This window comes from Enterococcus devriesei (assembly GCF_001885905.1).
In the GTDB taxonomy this organism is placed as follows: Bacteria; Bacillota; Bacilli; order Lactobacillales; family Enterococcaceae; genus Enterococcus_A; species Enterococcus_A devriesei.
On record NZ_JXKM01000005.1, the window covers coordinates 57,666 to 75,680 of the forward strand.

Sequence of the window (18,015 nt, forward strand, 5' to 3'; positions counted from 1 at the left end):
GCGAAAAAAATGAAAAAAAGTGTACCATTATATATGATCTCTGATTCAGTCGGTGAAACCTCTCTGAAGCTAGTCAACGCTGTTACGGCACAGTTTCCTACTGTGGAATTTGATTTGTCTTACCGCTTTCCATTTACGAAGGATGAAGCAGAGTTAAAAAATATTTTAGGTGATGCGTTGAAGGACAGCGCTGTTGTCGTGACGACTTTAGTTAGCGACAACTTATCTCAAATCGTTTCTGACTTTGGTGAACGAACTGGCTTGCAATACATCAACTTAATGGCACCTTTTATGGACATCGTTCATCAAAAAACCGGTGTTGCGCCGCTAAAACAAGCTGGTGTGGTCCACAAGCTGAACAAAGAATACTTTGATCGGGTTGCGGCGATCGAGTTTGCGGTTAAATACGATGACGGAAAAGATGCCAAAGGCTTTTTGGAAGCCGATCTCGTTTTGTTAGGCATTTCTCGGACTTCTAAAACACCATTGAGTATGTATCTTGCTAACAGCCGGCTAAAAGTAGCGAACTTGCCTTTGATTCCTGAAGTGCCACTGCCGGAACAAATCAAAAACGTCCCTAAAGAAAAAATCATCGGACTAGTGATCGAACCTAATGTGCAGCAGAAAATTCGAACTAGTCGGCTGGCTTCTTTAGGACTGGATGAAAATTCTCGCTATGCAAATATTGATCGAATCAAAGAAGAAGTCGATTATGCGCTAGGTGTTTATGATGAGCTAGGTGCCTTCACTCTTGATGTCACTAACAAATCGATTGAAGAAGCAGCAACATTGATTTGTGAGCACTTAGATAATTCTTTGTAAACTTAGGAGGCTGTTATGCTATCTACCCGAGATAAGTATTATCAAATGTTGGAAAAGGAATTTAGTACGAAAGAGGCGATCATGACTGAACTGATCAACCTCGAAGCCATCATGCATCTGCCAAAAGGCACTGAATTATACATTAGCGATATCCACGGCGAATTTACGGCCTTTGATCATATTTTACGAACAGGTGCTGGAAATATTAAAGAAAAAATCAGTTTGCTGTTTCAAGATCGTCTGACCGAACATGAAAAAGATAAGCTGACGATCCTAGTCGCTTATCCCCGCGAGGCGCTTTCTGACGATGCATTTTTCGCTTACCGTGATTGTTCATGGTATCGCAAAAAAATTCGCCAGTTATTGGAATTACTAGCCTTTTGTTCAACCAAATACACCCGTTCAAAGGTTCGTAAAGCCTTGCCAAAGCAATACGCATATATCATTGAAGAATTAATGTACACAGATACGATTTATTCGGATAAGGCCGCCTATTTTGATCAAATCTTGACCCATTTATTGGATTTAGAGCAAGGTAAACCCTTCATTACTGCCCTGTGTCAAAGTATCCAACGTTTAGTCGTCGATCATTTGCATGTGGTAGGTGATATTTACGACCGTGGTCCGGACGCTGATAAAGTAATGGACAAACTAAATCAACACCCTTCCGTCGATATCCAATGGGGCAATCACGATATTTTATGGATGGGCGCTTACGCCGGTTCACGGGCTTGTTTACTGACGCTGTTGCGTATCGCAGCTCGCTACAATTACCTATACGAAATCGAACAGGCCTACGCATTGAATTTGCGACCGCTCTTTATGTACGCCGAGGAACATTATCAAAAAAATCCGATTTTTACGCCGAAGGAAAAAAACAGCAGTGAAAATTACTCGATCGAAAGTCTCGATAGCTTGGAAAAAGTTCATCAAGCTTTATCAATCATCCAGTTTAAATTGGAAGGTCAATTGATCAAGCGTCACCCTGAATTTGAGATGGAGGATCGCTTACTGCTGGAAAAGATTGATTTTGAAAAGGACACGATCCAACTGTCAGGAAAAGAATATCCCTTACAAGGAAGCTGCTTCCAAACATTGCAAGAGGACCCTCATGCGTTAACGGAGAAAGAAGAATATGTAGTGGATATGCTGCTGACCTCCTTCCAACAATCCGCAAAAATGCAAGAGCACATGCAATTGCTGTTGGAAAAAGGCGGTATGTATCGCGTTTACAATCAGCATTTATTATTTCATGGCTGTTTACCTTTAAAAGCAGACGGCTCCTTTCTTCCGTTAAAGACCGAAGGCAACGAATATGCCGGCAAAGAACTGCTGTTGTTCTTTGATGAGCAGATTCGAACAGGCTGTCAAAATCAGCAAAGAGATAGCTCCGAAGCCGATTGGATCTGGTATTGCTGGACCGGAAAAATCTCACCGCAATTCGGTAAAAGTGCCATGACGACCTTTGAACGCTATTTTATCGCTGATAAAGAGACTCATAAGGAAATCAAAAATCCTTACTACAAGTTTCGCGATACCCGAGAAACTTGTCAGATGATTTTAGAAGAGTTCGCCTTGTATTCACAGAATTCTCGGATCATCAACGGCCACACACCGGTGAAAGTTAAAAGTGGCGAATCACCAATCAAAGGCGACGGCATGCTTTTTGTGATCGACGGTGGCTTATCGAAGGCCTATCAAAAGACGACCGGGATCGCCGGCTACTCACTACTGAATAATTCTTATGGATTTCAATTAGTCACCCACGATCCCTTTGAATCAATCACTAATCTTTTAGCCAAAAAAGCCGATGAAACATCATTGAAGCGGGTCATTGACCGAGAACTGACGCGAGTTCTAATCAAAGATACGACCGTCGGAGATAGTTTAGAAGAACAAATCGAAAATTTAACTGGTCTGCTTCACTATCAAGAAAAAAATGACAAAACCAGCGGCACTAATTGATGCTGCTGGTTTTTTTATGTATAGTAAATTCGAGGTGAAAACATGATTTCTGCATATATCAATATCTTTTTTATTTTTGTCTTGATGTTTATCGGCTATTTGCTGACTTACAAGCAATGGTTCTCGAATCAAATTGGTGATGCTTTTTCAAAACTTGTTTTGCAGATTGCACTGCCTTGCAACATGTTTCTGACGATTACCAAAAATTTTTCGCGCGCTGAATTTTTGCACTTAGTCGGCGGAACGGTGATCCCGATCCTTTCGATGCTGCTGACCTTTGTGATCAGCTTTCTCTATCGGCGGCTCTTTCGCATCACGCCTGCTCGCAAAGGAATTTTCTCCACGATGTTTACTTGTTCCAACACTATTTTTATCGGTCTGCCGATTAATCTGGCGATCTTTGGCGAGAAGTCGGTGCCTTATGTATTGCTTTACTACATCGTCAACACGACGCTATTTTGGACAATCGGTATTTATTTGATTGCACGAGACAATCCCCAAATCGAACAAGCGACCGTCAATTTCCATCTGTTGCCGATTTTAAAAAAAATCTTTTCACCCGCCTTACTAGGCTTTCTAATTGGTTTATGTGCGGTCCTTTTAAATTTTCAGCTGCCAAGCTCAATCGCGACCTTCCTCGCCTACTTGGGAAATTTGACGACGCCCTTGTCGATGTTTGTGATCGGCATCATCGTTTATAATGTGGGGATCAGAAATCTGACACTGAATAAAGATATCTTAGGAGTGCTGATCGGTCGTTACGTGATCTCTCCTTTAGTTGTCTGGCTTTTAGGACTGTGGATTAGCGTACCGCCCTTGATGCTTTCGGTCTTTATTATCCAAGCCGCCATGCCGGTACAAAATTCCGTACCAATTCTAGCCCGTTCTTACGATGCGGATCAACCCTTTGCCGCCTCCGCGTTAGGCTATTCGGTGCTGTTGTACCTCGCTTATATCCCTCTATTATTGAAATTGTTATTATAAAAAAGCCTTCGAGTTTGTCCTCGAAGGCTTTCGTCTTATCCTTTATTTCGTAATAATCTTATCGATACTTGCTAAGGCATTGGCCATTCGAGCAACGATCGCTAGCTGATTCAAACGATTGTCCCGGACTTTTTCATCCTCTACCATGATCATCGTTGCATTGAAGTAACGTTCGATCACTGGGCGAAGATTCGTCAAGGTTTGATAATTTTCCGCCATGCTTTGGTTGGCGAATTCGTCAGAAGCTTCTTTAACGGCTTCGTACAATTCTTGCTCGCTGTCGTTTTCGAATAACTTAGGATCAACTTTGTAAGTGATCGTAGCTGGATTCATCTTCTTAGTCAAATTAATCACCCGAGTCAAAGCTTCCATTGCTTCTTTAAAATGCTCATCTGTTACATGCTGATCAAAAATTTGAGCCGTCCGGAAAATTTGGACTAAGTCGTCTTGACTTGAATCCACTACGGCATCAATGATGTCATGACGAACATTGTTGATTTGCAGACGTTGACGCATCCGGCCTTTGAAGAATTCGATAAATTCTTTTTGGTCGCGATTGAAATGAACACCATAATCTAAGACGTCTTCATTGATGGCATCCACGATCGCTCCTTGCATATCCGTGAATGGGAAGGTCCAGCCTTGTGCTTCGACGATCCGTACGATCCCGTAAGTTTGACGACGCAATGCGTAAGGGTCATTCGAACCGCTAGGAATCATCCCTACAGCAAAGAAACCTAACACGCTGTCGATCTTATCAGCAATCGCTAAAACGGCGCCAATCGGAGTTTGTGGCAAATCACCTTCAGCGGAGATCGGCAGATAGTGTTCCCGAACCGCCGTAGCTACAGCGGGACGCTCGCCTTTCAATAAGGCATATTTTTCACCCATGATCCCTTGCAACTCAGGAAATTCGCCAACCATATTCGTCACTAAGTCAAATTTATAAATTTCCGACGCCCGCTGCAAATCGATTAATTCTGCTTGGTCTAAGCCAACCCGCTCGCCGATGACTTTGGCAATAACACCAACCCGCTGCATTTTTTCATACATGCTGCCAATTTTTTCATGGAAGGTCACGTTCTTCAATTTTTCGACACATTCTTCGATCGATAATTTTTTATCTTCTTCAAAGAAAAATTCGCCGTCTTCTAAACGCGCCGCTAATACTTTTTGATTTCCTTTAATGACATTATCTAATTTCACGCTGTTTCCATTCCGAACAGAAATGAAATGCGGCAACAGCATCCCTGCTTGATTGCGAACTTCAAAATAGCGTTGGTGCTCCTTCATAGAAGTGACTAAAACTTCTTCCGGCACGGACAAGAAACGTTCCTCAAACTCACCGACAAAAGCAGTTGGGTATTCCACTAAATTCGTAACCTCTTCTAATAAATCGGTATCCAAATCAATCACCCAATTATTCTTTTCAGCGATTTCTTCGATTTGGGATACAATCATTTGCTGACGCTTGTGGGCATCCGCAATGACAAATTGTTCTTCCAATTTTCCTTCATATTCACTCGGCTCAGTAAGTTCCACTTGATCGCCTAAGAAGCGATGGCCTTCTGTTGTCCGACCGGTTTGCACGTCTAACAATTCAAAGGGGATCACTTCATCATCTAGTAGAGCCACGATCCAATGAATCGGACGGATGTATTCAAACATCGTATCGCCCCAATGCGTCATCGTCGGGAAGTTCAAGCCTTTCACCACATCTAAAAGACCCGTTAATACTTCTTTGCTTTCTTTCCCGTGGATATATTTGGTCACGTAAACATACTCTACGCCATTCAATTCACGGAAAGTGATCGCGTCGGTAGTCAGACCTTGACCACGAACAAATCCTTCCGCTGCTTTACTCCAATTGCCTTCTGCGTCCTGGGCGATTTTTTTCGCTGGACCCTTAACTTCTTCTTGGACATCTTCTTGACGATCGGGAATATTGGTCACCCGAATTGCCAAACGGCGGGGGGTTGAAAACGTTTCGATCGATTCAAAGGTCAAACTGTTTTCGGTTAAGAATTTTGAGACCTTTTCTTCTAATTGTTTGATGCTAGGCCAAACCACGTGGGCTGGCATTTCTTCTAAACCGATTTCTAATAATAGATTTTTCGCCATCTTATTTGCCCTCCTGATTTAATAATGGGAAGCCTAGTTTTTCACGTTCAGCCACAAAGATCTTAGCAACCGAGCGTGCCATATTCCGAATACGAGCCAAGTAACCAGCCCGTTCTGTTACCGACACCGCGCCCCGCGCATCCAATAAATTAAAGGTGTGGCTGCATTTCAAAATATAATCATAGGCTGGATGAACTAGATTTTCATCAATGCAACGTTTCGCTTCTTTTTCAAATTTGTCAAAGTTATCTAACAACATTTCTTGATCGCTTTCTTCAAAAGAATATTTTGAATGCTCATATTCCGGCTGTTTGAAGATTTCACCGTATTTGACGCCACGACTCCATTCTAAGTCATAGACACTCTCAACTTCTTGAATATACGACGCTAGGCGTTCTAACCCATAAGTAATTTCAGAAGTGACCGGATGACATTGCAGTCCGCCGACTTGTTGGAAATAGGTGAATTGAGTAATTTCCATTCCGTCTAACCAAACTTCCCAGCCAACACCGGCACACCCCATTGAAGGATTCTCCCAGTTGTCTTCTACAAAACGAATATCATGCTCCAAGGGATCGATTCCTAAAAGACGCAAGCTGTCTAAATACAATTCTTGGATATTTTTTGGTGAAGGCTTCATAACTACTTGAAATTGGTGATGTTGATACAAACGGTTGGGATTTTCTCCGTAACGACCATCGGCTGGACGACGTGAAGGCTCCACGTAAGCCGCGCGCCAAGGTTCAGGCCCGATCGCCCGCAAAAATGTATAGGGGCTCATGGTTCCCGCTCCCTTTTCCGTGTCGTAGGCTTGCATCAGCATACAACCATTATCTGACCAAAATTTTTGTAACGTCAAAATCATTTCTTGCACCGTTAATTTGCTCATTCTGTTTCCTCCTGTATTTTCTATTATTCTTGGAACTTTTATCTGCTATTAAATAAAATTGGAAGCTTGTAGGGTAGATCACTAGCAGTTGAATTAACTCCAACTGACAGCTAACTCATTTAGACGGAATTCTATTTTCGTACGCATACGATTCCACTAATCCGCTAAAGCGGAAAGCCACCCCGCAGTCGACTCAAAAACCAATAGACATAAATTTTTTTCAAAATTTATCCCACCATCGTCGACATATCATTTTTCTAACCTGCTGAAGCAGGAAGAAAAACTGACAGCTAACTCATTCAGAAGGAATTCATTTTTCCAAAAAAACGGAAAAATGATTCTATTCTCGTACGCATACAATTCCACTAATCCGCTAAAGCGGAAAGTGGAACTCGCAAAAAAGCCCCATGCCGAAATAAATCGGCATAGGGACGTATCAACGCGGTTCCACCCTACTTCCAAGCATCTGCTTGGCAGCTTTCACTATAACGTGCTCACAAACGCCAACAAAATTTGCTTTCCTGCTTGGCTTTCACCTTTCCAAACTCGCTGTGATCTTCCACAAATTTTTAATTTGATCTTCGCACCTATTCAACTTGGTTCTATAATAGCGACTCAATGCCCCTTTTGTCAAATCTTTCTCCTAGTCAAAAGATACTGATTGGAAAATACCATCCTTTAGTTGCATTGTTTCAGTGAAGCCTAATTGTTTCAACAACTCTTTGGTTTCGTGGAAATGACAAGTTAAAGTCGTCGTCTCGTGGCTATCGCTTGTAATAATGATTGGACACTCCCGCTCCTTTAATTGCTTCAACAAAAATGGATTCGGATAGGGGGATGTCCGCCAGTTACGGGAGATTGCCCCGGTATTGACTTCCACCATCCCATCGTAGGTTTGAATAATGTCGATCACATCATTCAATGCCTGCAAAGCAATCGCTTGGTATTCGGAACTTTCTTCATCCAACCACGGCTGTTGCTCATTGAACTTAGTGATCAGATCAAAATGTCCGACGATCTTCGAATGGTTTTGATGGATGTGCTTGACGACTGTATCATAATAATCCTTCACTAACAGAATTTTGTCGCCTTGATACCACTCATTCAGCGTCTGCATCAGGCTTTCCGGACTTTCATCAACACTACGAAAAACTCCTTGCCGAGGCGGAAAATAATGGACTGAGCCGACAGTATAATCATAGCCATCGATTGGATCGGCACTATAATAATCCCATTCCAAGCCTAAGCTGATAGTTAATTTATTCGCCAGCTCCTGTTGTACTTTTTTAACCGCCGCTTGATAGGCTCGCTCATCTTGGACGCCTAAACAACTAGGATCAAAGAGTGCGGGTGAATGGCACGTAAATCCCAAATCGGTGAAGCCCAAATCGATCGCCGCTTGCGCCATATCTTCTAGCGTATCTTTCCCATCACACCAAGTGCTGTGAGTATGAGCGTTTGAATAGAACATCGCTGATTCCTCCTATTGCATCCGTTCTTGTTTGACTTTTTTGTCTACTACATGACGGTTCGCTAATTCTTGACGGACTTCCGTCAAATCAATTCCCATTTCCACCATCAATACTAGTACATGATACACCAAATCGGAAATTTCAAAAACGGTTTCGCTGCGGTCTTCTTTCATGGCGCCGATCACTACTTCCGTTGATTCTTCCCCGACTTTTTTCAAGATTTTTTCAAGTCCTTTTTCAAATAAATAGCTGGTGTAACTCCCTGCTTGCGGCTTTTCTTTGCGACCCTTGACTAATTCATACAACGCGTCGATGGTTGCTGCTTGTTCTGCGCCAAACAACAGATCATTAAAACAACTTTCCGTTCCCGTATGACAAGCCGGCCCATCTTTTTTCACTTTCGCAACTAGCGCGTCTTGATCGCAATCAACTTTTAATGAAACTAAGTGCTGGTAGTTGCCGCTAGTCTCGCCTTTACGCCATAATTCTTGCCGACTGCGAGAATAGAAGGTCATTAATTGATCCTTTAACGTTAATTCATAACTTTCTTGATTCATATATGCCAGCGTCAACACTTCATTAGTCTCGAAGTCTTGCACAATCACCGGAATCAATCCTTGCTCATCAAATTTTAGTTCTGTCATCTTTATCCCCCTCCTGGCTAGACGATTCGCACTGGAATGTTGGCCGCTAATAATTCTTGTTTTAAATCAGGAATCTTTACTTCGCCATAATGAAAAATCGACGCCGCTAAGCCCGCCTCGATCTTCGGCAATTGAAACAAGTCGATAAAGTCCTGACTATTGCCAGCTCCACCAGAAGCAACGATCGGTAACGCTGTAATCTCACTAACTGCCTGCAACAGCTCCAAATCAAAGCCTTGCTTCACACCATCCGTATCCATGCTGTTAAGGACTAATTCACCGGCGCCTAATTGTTCGCCTTGACGAATCCATTCTAACGCTTCTAAGCCGGTATCTTCGCGACCGCCTTTGGCAAAGACATGCCACTGATCCCCGACACGTCGAATATCCACAGATAAAACGACACATTGACTGCCGTAACGTTTCGCACCTTCTTCAATTAATTGCGGTCGACGAATGGCACCAGAATTGACGCTGACCTTATCCGCGCCACAGTTCAGCACACGTTCAAAGTCGCTGACCTCATTGATGCCTCCACCAACCGTCAACGGAATAAAAACCTCTGAGGCGACGCCTTTTAAAATATCCGTAAATAAACCGCGACCTTCCGCAGAAGCCGTGATGTCATAAAAAACCAACTCATCTGCTCCTTGCTCATTGTAAAAACGAGCCAGAGTAACCGGATCATCCACATCTTTCAAGCCCGCAAAATTGACGCCTTTGACTACGCGACCATCCCGGACATCCAAACAAGGAACGATTCTTTTTGCGATCATTGATCGTCACCTCCAGCAGCCAGTACCTCTTCCAATTTCAAACTTCCACTATACAAAGACTTACCGACGATCGCACCGGAAATACCTAACTGCTTCAATCCTTCGATGTCTTGAAGCGTTGCAACTCCGCCAGAAGCCACAATCTCAACCTCTAACTGATTCAACTTTTGATACAGCGGCAAATTGATTCCCTCACCAGTTCCATCGCGAGAGATTTCCGTGAAGATGATCGTCTTGGCTCCCCATTTGACTAATTGCTGACAAAATTCAAAGGCATCTGTCTCGGTTTTTTCCAGCCAGCCTTCAACAGCTACTTTCTCCTCCTTAGCGTCTACCCCGATGGCGATTCTCGCGCCGTATTTTTTCAACATCGCTTGGGTGAATTCCGGGTCTTTCTGAGCGATCGTTCCAAGAATCACCCGATCAACCCCCGCTGACAAACAGTGTTGGATGGTTTCTTCATCTCGAATCCCACCGCCTACTTCTACATATAAATTCGTATGCTCCACGATTTTTTTCGCGATGCCAAAATAGTGAAGCTTGCCAGCCTTGGCACCGTCAAGATCCACTAGATGCAAATATTTCGCGCCGGCTTCTTCAAAAGCTTGGGCAAAGGCTACTGGATCATCGCCAAAAACTTCTTTTTGCTGGTAATCGCCTTGATACAAACGAACCACTTTTTGATCTAACAGGTCGATTGCGGGAAAAATTTTCATACTGGCACCTCCGTAAATGCTTTTAAGATTTTCAAGCCGACGTCACCGCTTTTTTCAGGGTGAAATTGCGTGCCGTACACATTTTTATTTTCCACGATCCCGGGAATCGACAGACCGTATTCACTATCAGCAACTAAGCTTTCCTGACAGTCACTGGCGTAATGACTATGCACATAATAAACAAAATCACTTTCAGATAAACCTTGGACCAACGGACTCGCCGTATTTTTGATTCGTAATTGGTTCCAACCGATTTGCGGAACTTTTAAATCAATTTGCTCTGCTTCAAAGGCCGCCTTCATTGAAACGATTTTTCCCGGAATCAGTCCTAAACCTTGATGCTGACCAAATTCATCACTTTCATCGAAGAGCAGCTGCATCCCTAAGCAGATGCCTAAAAACGGTTTACCAGACGTCGCCAATTCTTTGATTGGTTCCACCAAGCTTAGTTCCTCTAATTTCTGCTTTGCATCGCCAAAGGCCCCCACGCCAGGCAAAATGATCCGCTCCGCCCTTTGCAATTCAGCCAGTGAGCGCGTTACTTTGCACTCAACCTGTAAATAATCCAACGAGCGCGCCAAACTAAAAAGATTCCCCACACCGTAATCAATAATCGCTAACATCGTTTCCCTCCTCTATCTGCTTTTTGCAGATTTGCTGCTCTTTACGAAAAAGCCGGCTTAATTGATCGTCCCTTTGGTTGAAGGAATCTCGTCCGGTGCCGCTTGGTTGATCGCCACCGCTTCACCGAGTGCCCGGCCAAAGCCTTTAAAGCAGGCTTCAACAATGTGGTGGCTATTTTTACCAGCGATTTGATGCAAATGGATCGTCGCCCCTAATTCACGAGCAAAAGCGATAAAGAATTCTTCTACCAGCTCCGTGTCAAACTGCGTCCCAATCTTTTCACTAGGAATATCTAATTCGACCACTGCCATTCCACGACCGCTAATATCGATCGCCGTCATGACTAGCGCTTCATCCATCGGCAATAAAAAACTACCATAACGAGTGATGCCGCGGCGTTCGCCTAAACTGTCAGAAAAAGCCCTACCAATCGCGATCGCGATATCTTCAGTCGTATGGTGGGCATCCACTTCGATATCCCCATCACAAACCAACTCAAGATCAAAACGTCCGTGACGAACGAAGAGCTCTAGCATATGATCTAAAAAGCCGATACCGGTTTTGATTTTCTGCTGACCTGTTCCGTCAATCGTCAAAGCTAATTGGATCTTTGTTTCCGATGTATTGCGGATAATTTCTGCTTTTCTCATGAAGTCACCTCTGTCAAAATTTTTTTAACGGCTTTGATCAACACTCTCATCTGCTCTTGCGTCCCTACTGTGATTCGCAAATAATCTTTCGCTCGCGGTTGGTTGAACCAACGAACTAAGATTTTCTTTGCCCGCAAAGCCTGAAACAAGGCTTCGGCGGAAATTTGAGAATGTTTTACAAAAAGAAAATTCCCCTGACTATCGGTTTGTTCAAAACCAAGCGCTGCTAATTGCTGCTTGCTCCACTCACGAACATCAATCGTTTTTTGAATCGTCTGATTGACATAGGCTTGCTCTTGCAACACCGCACTGCCGACCGCTTGAGTTAAGGCGTTGATATTATAGGGATTTAAACTAAAGCGCAGCCGATTCAAATCAGCAATCACTTTTTTATTGCCAACCCCAAAGCCCAATCGTGCGCCAGCCAATTGACGTGATTTAGAAAAGGTGCCGACGACAAAAAGATTTTCGTACTGAGTGATTTTCGAAATCATGGACGTGCAGCCAAAATCAATATAGGCTTCATCTACCACTACTAAACGATTGGGATGACGTTCTAAAAAATCGCAAATCGCCTGCTGCGATAAATAAACACCGGTTGGCGCATTAGGATTCGCAAAAATCACCGTGCCAGTCAATTCATCATAATCCTTCAGCTCGATCGAAAAATCCGCTTTAAGGGGAACAATCGTAGTATTCACGTCATACAGCTCGCTATAGACTTGATAAAAGCCATAAGTCACATCGGGAAAAGCGATCCCCTGTTCTGTAAACCCTTGAAACAGATAAGCTAAAACTTCATCACTGCCATTGCCTAAAAAAAGCTGATCTTCCTTCACCCCTAAATACGCCGCAAAGGGTTTCGCCACACTGCTCCACGCAATGTCTGGATAGCGATTTAATTTCTGGGCAGCCTCGGCGACCGCCTTTTGAACCTTCGGCGCTGGCGGATACGGACTCTCATTGGTATTTAGTTTGATAAATTCCGTTTCATCCACCTGCTCACCAGGGGTATAGGGAGTTAAGCTTTGGTATTTTTGATTCAAAAAGGTCATCCACGTTCCTCCTCACTTATTTTACAGAGTCGTCAACCATACGGAAGCTCATTGAACGGGCATGGCCGTCTAATTCCTCCGTCTTGGCAAATAGTTCAACCGCCGATCCAACTGCTCTTAGCGCTTCTTCTGGATAGTACAAATAGCTGCTTTTTTTGATAAAATCATCTACCGATAGCGGCGAATAGAAACGCGCGGTCCCTTCTGTCGGCAGCGTATGATTCGGTCCAGCAAAATAATCACCTAACACTTCCGGCGTATGGTGCCCTAAAAAGACACTGCCGGCATTCTCCACCTTGCCTAACAAGGCGAAGGGCTCCGCCACAGAGAGTTCCAAATGCTCAGGCGCAATCTGATTGGCAACCTCGATTGCCTCATTCAAGTCTTTGACTAAAATGATTTTGCCATTATTTTCTAGTGAGGCTGCGGCAATTTCTTTACGTGGCAAGTTTACTAATTGTTTTTCCAATTCAGTTTCCACGGCTTCAATCAGCTTTTCTTCGGTCGTCACTAAAATGGCTTGCGCTAATTTATCATGCTCCGCTTGGGCCAACAAATCGGCCGCAATCCAACGAGGATTTCCTGTATGATCAGCCACAATCAAAACATCACTCGGTCCGGCGATCATATCGATATCCACCTCGCCATACACCATTCGCTTAGCAGTGGCTACATAAATATTCCCAGGACCGACGATCTTATCGACTTTCGGGATCGTTTCCGTTCCGTAGGCCAAGGCCGCTACCCCATGAGCGCCGCCAACTTTATAAATCTCATCAACACCGGCGACTTCCGCCGCCGCCAAAATCGCATCAGGAACTTTTCCTTCGTTGTCTGTTGGTGTAATCATGACGATTTTTTTAACACCAGCAATTTTTGCAGGCAGTACATCCATTAAGACCGTGCTTGGATAAGCCGCCGTTCCTCCCGGCACATAGACACCAACACAAACTAAGGGAATCACTCGTTGCCCCATCACCACACCGCTGTCCTCAGTAGCGACGAAGCCTTGCCGAACTTGTTTTTTATGAAACGCAAGGATATTGCCCTTCGCTTGGTTAAAAACCGCCATCAATTCTGGTGAAGTCGCTTCGAGGGCGGCTTTTTTTTCGGCAGCACTAACCGCTAATGCATCTAGCTTGACTTGGTCGATTTCTTCGACTAATTGGAACAAGGCCTGATCACCGTCTGTCCTAACTCGCTGAATGATTTTCTCAACGACGCTTGATACGTCCTTGGTTTCTGACATTTTACGGGCGAGAATTTTTTCCATCGAATCTTTTTCCGTCGTGTACACTCTCATAGCTGCTGCCTCACCTTCTCGATTACTTTTTGGATTCGTTCTTGCTTAAAGCGCCAAGTCGCGTGATTGATAATCAAGCGAGCGGAAGACGGCGCAATTTCTTGTATGACCGTCAGATCATTTTCTTTCAAAGTCGTTCCCGTCTCGACGATATCGACAATCACATCCGATAGGCCTAACAACGGCGCCAGCTCGATCGAACCATGTAAGTGGATCAGCTCCACGGAACGGCCGATACTTTCATAATATTCACGGGTGATCTGAGGGTATTTCGTTGAAACTCTCAGAGGACGAGAAAAATCCTCCTGGAACTCATTATGGGCCGCCACTGCTAATCGACACTCTCCCATGTGCAGATCAAGAAATTCGATTACCGCAGCTTTGGTTTCTAATAAAATATCTTTTCCTACGACACCAATATCTGCCGCGCCATGTTCCACATAGATCGCCACATCGCTAGGCTTCACTAAGAAGAAACGCAATTTATTCTCTTCATCACAAAAGATCAGCTTGCGATTGTCTTCAAAGACATCCTCAGAAGCCACTCCCGCTTGCGTGAATAATTGATAGACGGCATCCCCCATCCGCCCCTTCGGTAAAGCGATGTTCAAGTATTTCGAAGTCTGGGTATCAGCTGGCAGTTTTTGGCCAACATGATTCAGCTTCATGCCAAAGCCAATCGCTCCTTGACTCTTGCCTTGACGATGCATCAAGCGGTCATAACGGCCACCGTATAAAATCGTTTCCCGCGCTTCCTTGATGAAGCCTTGAAAAAGTAAGCCGCTATAATAGTCGGCATCATTAATGATTGAAAAATCCAAGCGCAAACGGATCTTGTCTGACAATTCTTCTTGTTGCAGCGCTTCGTATAATTCTTTCAATTCTTCTAAGCCAGCTTGAGCTTTAGGATAAGCCGCCAACAAGACTTTTGCTCGTTGATATTTTGTTTCAAAATCACCAGATAGACGCACCAGTTTGGCTAAATTTAATTTTTCTTCTTCTGAGAGTCCCGCCTTGTTTGTTAATTCGTCGATGCCGTGAGAACTTTTGTCCCGCAAACAGTCCAAAACTTTCGGGCGATCTTCTTCAGGGAAGCGATCACAAATACCGGTCAAGATTCCCATATGAGAAAGATCTAGCGTCCCTTCGCCTACCTGCGCCAAACTTTTCCAAGCCAGCTTCAAGACTTCCAGCTGATCCTTCCACGTGATCTCATCAATAATCTCTAAGCCGATTTGATAAATTTTTTGATATTCCCCGGCTTGCCGATCGTGGCGGTAAACATCCTCCACGTAATACACCTTGCGTGCTTCACCAGAGGGCGTATTCTTCGCGATGGAAAGCGTCACATCTGGCTTTAAGGCCATTGTCCGGCCGTCATTGCCAGTAAAGGTGATGATCGATGAATTCCGTAAAAAATTATAGTTTTGCTGATACATACTGTATTCTTCAAAATTATTTAAATGATAAGGCTGGAAATCATGCTGCGTATACAATTTTCTCAACTGAAGTTCGATTTGTTCATCTGGTCGTAATACCTGCCATAATTCTTCCACTCTTACCACTCCTATTTCTTTTATCCGTATTCATTTCGTCACTTTACAGCTACTCTTTAATGATAATTAAATGAAGGTTTTCTAAATATATTAATCATTTTATCATGAATTAGCAATCAAAATTTGAAAATCATTCAATTTTCATAGCTAGAATAAAAATATATAGCAAATTAGAAAAATTTTTCTGCTATACTTTTTTTTATACTTAGTGACTATGACTACCCAAAACTGTTTTCGGAGGTTCCTATGAAAAAATTTTATTCTAGCAGTCCTTTCGTTCATTTCGTCAGCTATTTCATTATTGGCTTGTTTATCAGCTGGTTCGTTAGTCTGATTCAAGACGGCTGGTCACTCCGTCTGTTTCTGAATTTTCCTATTGTGATCTTCTTTTTACTTTTTTCCTATTTGTTAGAAGTGAAAACCGAGCTGACTAATTATTCCAAAGGGATTTTTTACGGCGGTTTTTTTTTTAGCGTTGGAAGCTTCATATCTCTTATCATTTACCACAATCCTTTCAGCTTCAAACTGCTGTTTCTCTATGTATTTTTAGCTTTCTTAGGAACAATCGTTTGGCTTTTTATTTGTCAGCATTTTGCTCATTCGAAATAAAAAAATAATCTGCGGCTCCTGTAAGGAACTGCAGATTATTTTTCGTCTCTTGGTTTTAACACATCTTGCCACTCACTCATTTGATCAATAAACTTTTTGCTTTTCAAATGCAGGCCAATATATTCTTCATAAAGCTGATCCAATGTTTGACGGATGGCTTTTTTGGTTTCTGGCTTCAAATTGATCGTGTTAATATTTTCATAGGTTACGCTATTGAACATCCGCAGAAAATAAATGGCCCGCGGGTCTGCGTGATAACGGTGTTGATCCAAATGCCAATGCTCCTCGCAAAGAATCCCATTGTACTTTGAAGAAAAATCAAAGGCCCCGATCTTCTTGCCACACACACCGCAAGCTTGCCAGTTTAGTGAGATGCCGAAACGCTGCATGATCTGAACTTCAAAAATATTCATGATTGTTTCCCCATCAGCTCCTTCATTCATCCGCTGCAAGGCTTCCCGAGTAAAGCCGTACAGAGCTGGATCGTAGACATGATCCTCGATCGCAGCATCAGTTAGGCCTAAGATATACGACCCATAGGCATTTAAAAAAATATCCTCCTGCAGCTTCCGCAACGGCTGAACATCTTTGGCACTATTCAAAAAAGAGAGCCCATCTGTTTTTAAATTCCCGATGTAGACCGCTTCGGTAAAAGGTTGGATCGCCGTGCTTAACGGATTGTTGGGACGGTGAATTCCCTTAGCGAAGAACATGACCTTCCCTGCCGACTCAGTAAAAATTTTAATCAACTTGTCTTTTTCCTTATAATCACGACTAAACAAGATCATCCCTTTTGTCTCACCGATTTGCGCCATAACTTTTCACCTCGTTTCGATCTTTCTATCCGTAGCTAAAGGCTGGAACATAAATATGTCCCAGCCTCAAAATTTTTTAATAATCGTCTTTTCGATAGCCGTAATCTTGTAAATAAGTTTGCTTGTCGCGCCAATCTTTTTGGACTTTAACCCATAGCTCTAAATAAACTTTATCCGCTAAAAGCGTCTCAATATCTTTACGAGCTTGCGTGCCAATATTTTTCAGCATCTTGCCGCCTTTACCGATGATGATACCTTTTTGACTGGTTCGTTCGACAATGATCGTCGCTTGAATATGCACCTTGTCATTTTCATCCCGCTTCATCGATTCAGTCACCACCGCCACAGAGTGAGGAACCTCGTCACGCGTTAAGGTCAAAACTTTTTCTCGAATCAGTTCTGACACGATAAAGTATTCCGGATGATCCGTAATTTGATCTTCCGGGAAATATTGCGGTCCTTCATCCATTTGGTCCACTAAGACGTCTAATAGATGCTCGACATTGTTACCTTCCGTCGCTGAGATCGGAATAATTTCTTTGAAATCCATCACTTGGCGGTAATCATCAATGATCGCCAAAAGCTCATCGGGATGAATCGTATCGATTTTGTTGATAACTAAATAAACGGGAACATCTTGCTTGCTTAGACGTTCCAAAATAAAATCGTCACCACGGCCACGCTTTTGATCAGCGCTTACCATAAAGATGATCGAATCGACTTCTCGCAGTGCACTATAAGCCATCTCTACCATATAGTCCCCTAAACGATGTTTTGGTTTATGGATGCCTGGTGTATCAATAAAAATAATTTGCGCTTCTGGTGTCGTGTAAACCCCTTGGATTTTATTGCGAGTCGTTTGTGCCTTGTCGCTCATGATCGCGATTTTTTGTCCGATGATACGATTTAGCAACGTTGATTTTCCAACATTTGGTCGTCCAACGATCGCTACAAAACCTGATTTATGTTCTGACATGTAATAGTTCCTTTCTGAATAACCTTTCTCCTCGATAC

The 18,015-nt window shown here is 43.2% G+C and carries 17 protein-coding genes; 4 read left to right on the forward strand and 13 right to left on the reverse strand.

The genetic code is table 11. From position 1 onward, the window contains the following. Positions 1-9 precede the first annotated feature (9 nt). From RV00_RS08685 to RV00_RS08695, 3 genes are read left to right on the forward strand one after another with little or no spacing between them, the layout of a single operon-like run. A complete protein-coding gene (locus RV00_RS08685; protein ID WP_071862218.1) occupies positions 10-822 on the forward strand; it encodes a pyruvate, water dikinase regulatory protein in 813 nt (270 codons plus the stop codon). A 15-nt stretch (positions 823-837) separates the two neighbouring features. Beyond that, positions 838-2,787, forward strand: a complete 1,950-nt coding sequence (locus tag RV00_RS08690; RefSeq protein ID WP_071862219.1) for a fructose-1,6-bisphosphatase — start codon at positions 838-840, stop codon at positions 2,785-2,787. A 42-nt stretch (positions 2,788-2,829) separates the two neighbouring features. Then, positions 2,830-3,771, forward strand: a complete 942-nt coding sequence (locus RV00_RS08695) for an AEC family transporter (RefSeq protein WP_071862220.1) — start codon at positions 2,830-2,832, stop codon at positions 3,769-3,771. Positions 3,772-3,813: 42 nt separating this feature from the next. Here RV00_RS08695 and glyS read toward each other — a convergent pair whose 3' ends face one another. From glyS to hisG, 11 genes are all read right to left on the reverse strand, one after another. Beyond that, positions 3,814-5,892 carry a glycine--tRNA ligase subunit beta gene (gene glyS / locus RV00_RS08700; protein WP_071862221.1) on the reverse strand — a complete coding sequence of 693 codons (2,079 nt, stop codon included), beginning with the start codon at positions 5,890-5,892 and terminating at the stop codon, positions 3,814-3,816. Position 5,893: 1 nt separating this feature from the next. Continuing rightward, positions 5,894-6,781 (reverse strand): glycine--tRNA ligase subunit alpha, encoded by an 888-nt coding sequence (gene glyQ / locus RV00_RS08705; RefSeq protein WP_071862222.1) that lies wholly within the window; start codon positions 6,779-6,781, stop codon positions 5,894-5,896. A gap of 643 nt (positions 6,782-7,424) precedes the next feature. After that, entirely contained in the window at positions 7,425-8,252 is an 828-nt protein-coding gene (locus RV00_RS08710) for a histidinol-phosphatase (RefSeq protein WP_071862223.1), read from the reverse strand. Positions 8,253-8,264: 12 nt separating this feature from the next. After that, positions 8,265-8,897 (reverse strand): bifunctional phosphoribosyl-AMP cyclohydrolase/phosphoribosyl-ATP diphosphatase HisIE, encoded by a 633-nt coding sequence (gene hisIE / locus RV00_RS08715; protein WP_071862224.1) that lies wholly within the window; start codon positions 8,895-8,897, stop codon positions 8,265-8,267. A 17-nt stretch (positions 8,898-8,914) separates the two neighbouring features. Then, complete coding sequence (gene hisF / locus RV00_RS08720) at positions 8,915-9,673, reverse strand: imidazole glycerol phosphate synthase subunit HisF (protein ID WP_071862225.1); 759 nt, start codon at positions 9,671-9,673, stop codon at positions 8,915-8,917. Then, positions 9,670-10,389, reverse strand: a complete 720-nt coding sequence (gene hisA, locus RV00_RS08725) for a 1-(5-phosphoribosyl)-5-[(5-phosphoribosylamino)methylideneamino]imidazole-4-carboxamide isomerase (RefSeq protein WP_071862226.1) — start codon at positions 10,387-10,389, stop codon at positions 9,670-9,672. Before hisA ends, hisF begins: the two co-directional genes overlap by 4 nt. Then, positions 10,386-11,012 carry an imidazole glycerol phosphate synthase subunit HisH gene (hisH, locus tag RV00_RS08730; protein WP_071862227.1) on the reverse strand — a complete coding sequence of 209 codons (627 nt, stop codon included), beginning with the start codon at positions 11,010-11,012 and terminating at the stop codon, positions 10,386-10,388. Before hisH ends, hisA begins: the two co-directional genes overlap by 4 nt. A gap of 57 nt (positions 11,013-11,069) precedes the next feature. Then, positions 11,070-11,663 (reverse strand): imidazoleglycerol-phosphate dehydratase HisB, encoded by a 594-nt coding sequence (gene hisB / locus RV00_RS08735; RefSeq protein ID WP_071862228.1) that lies wholly within the window; start codon positions 11,661-11,663, stop codon positions 11,070-11,072. Then, positions 11,660-12,718 (reverse strand): histidinol-phosphate transaminase, encoded by a 1,059-nt coding sequence (gene hisC, locus RV00_RS08740; RefSeq protein WP_071862229.1) that lies wholly within the window; start codon positions 12,716-12,718, stop codon positions 11,660-11,662. Before hisC ends, hisB begins: the two co-directional genes overlap by 4 nt. A gap of 16 nt (positions 12,719-12,734) precedes the next feature. Next, positions 12,735-14,021, reverse strand: coding sequence for a histidinol dehydrogenase (gene hisD, locus RV00_RS08745; RefSeq protein WP_071862230.1), 1,287 nt, complete (start codon positions 14,019-14,021; stop codon positions 12,735-12,737). After that, complete coding sequence (gene hisG / locus RV00_RS08750; protein WP_071862231.1) at positions 14,018-15,577, reverse strand: ATP phosphoribosyltransferase; 1,560 nt, start codon at positions 15,575-15,577, stop codon at positions 14,018-14,020. Before hisG ends, hisD begins: the two co-directional genes overlap by 4 nt. A gap of 246 nt (positions 15,578-15,823) precedes the next feature. On the opposite strand from hisG, the gene RV00_RS08755 reads away from it, so the two are divergent. After that, the gene (locus tag RV00_RS08755) at positions 15,824-16,186 is read left to right on the forward strand and encodes a hypothetical protein (protein WP_071862232.1); all 363 of its coding nucleotides are present in this window, start codon (positions 15,824-15,826) and stop codon (positions 16,184-16,186) included. Positions 16,187-16,221: 35 nt separating this feature from the next. Here RV00_RS08755 and recO read toward each other — a convergent pair whose 3' ends face one another. Together recO and era are read right to left on the reverse strand one after the other, a co-directional pair. Further along, on the reverse strand, positions 16,222-17,001 hold the full coding sequence (recO, locus tag RV00_RS08760) for a DNA repair protein RecO (RefSeq protein WP_071862233.1): 780 nt from the start codon (positions 16,999-17,001) through the stop codon (positions 16,222-16,224). Positions 17,002-17,077: 76 nt separating this feature from the next. Then, positions 17,078-17,977 (reverse strand): GTPase Era, encoded by a 900-nt coding sequence (gene era, locus RV00_RS08765; protein ID WP_084133273.1) that lies wholly within the window; start codon positions 17,975-17,977, stop codon positions 17,078-17,080. Between the last annotated feature and the right edge of the window lie 38 nt (positions 17,978-18,015).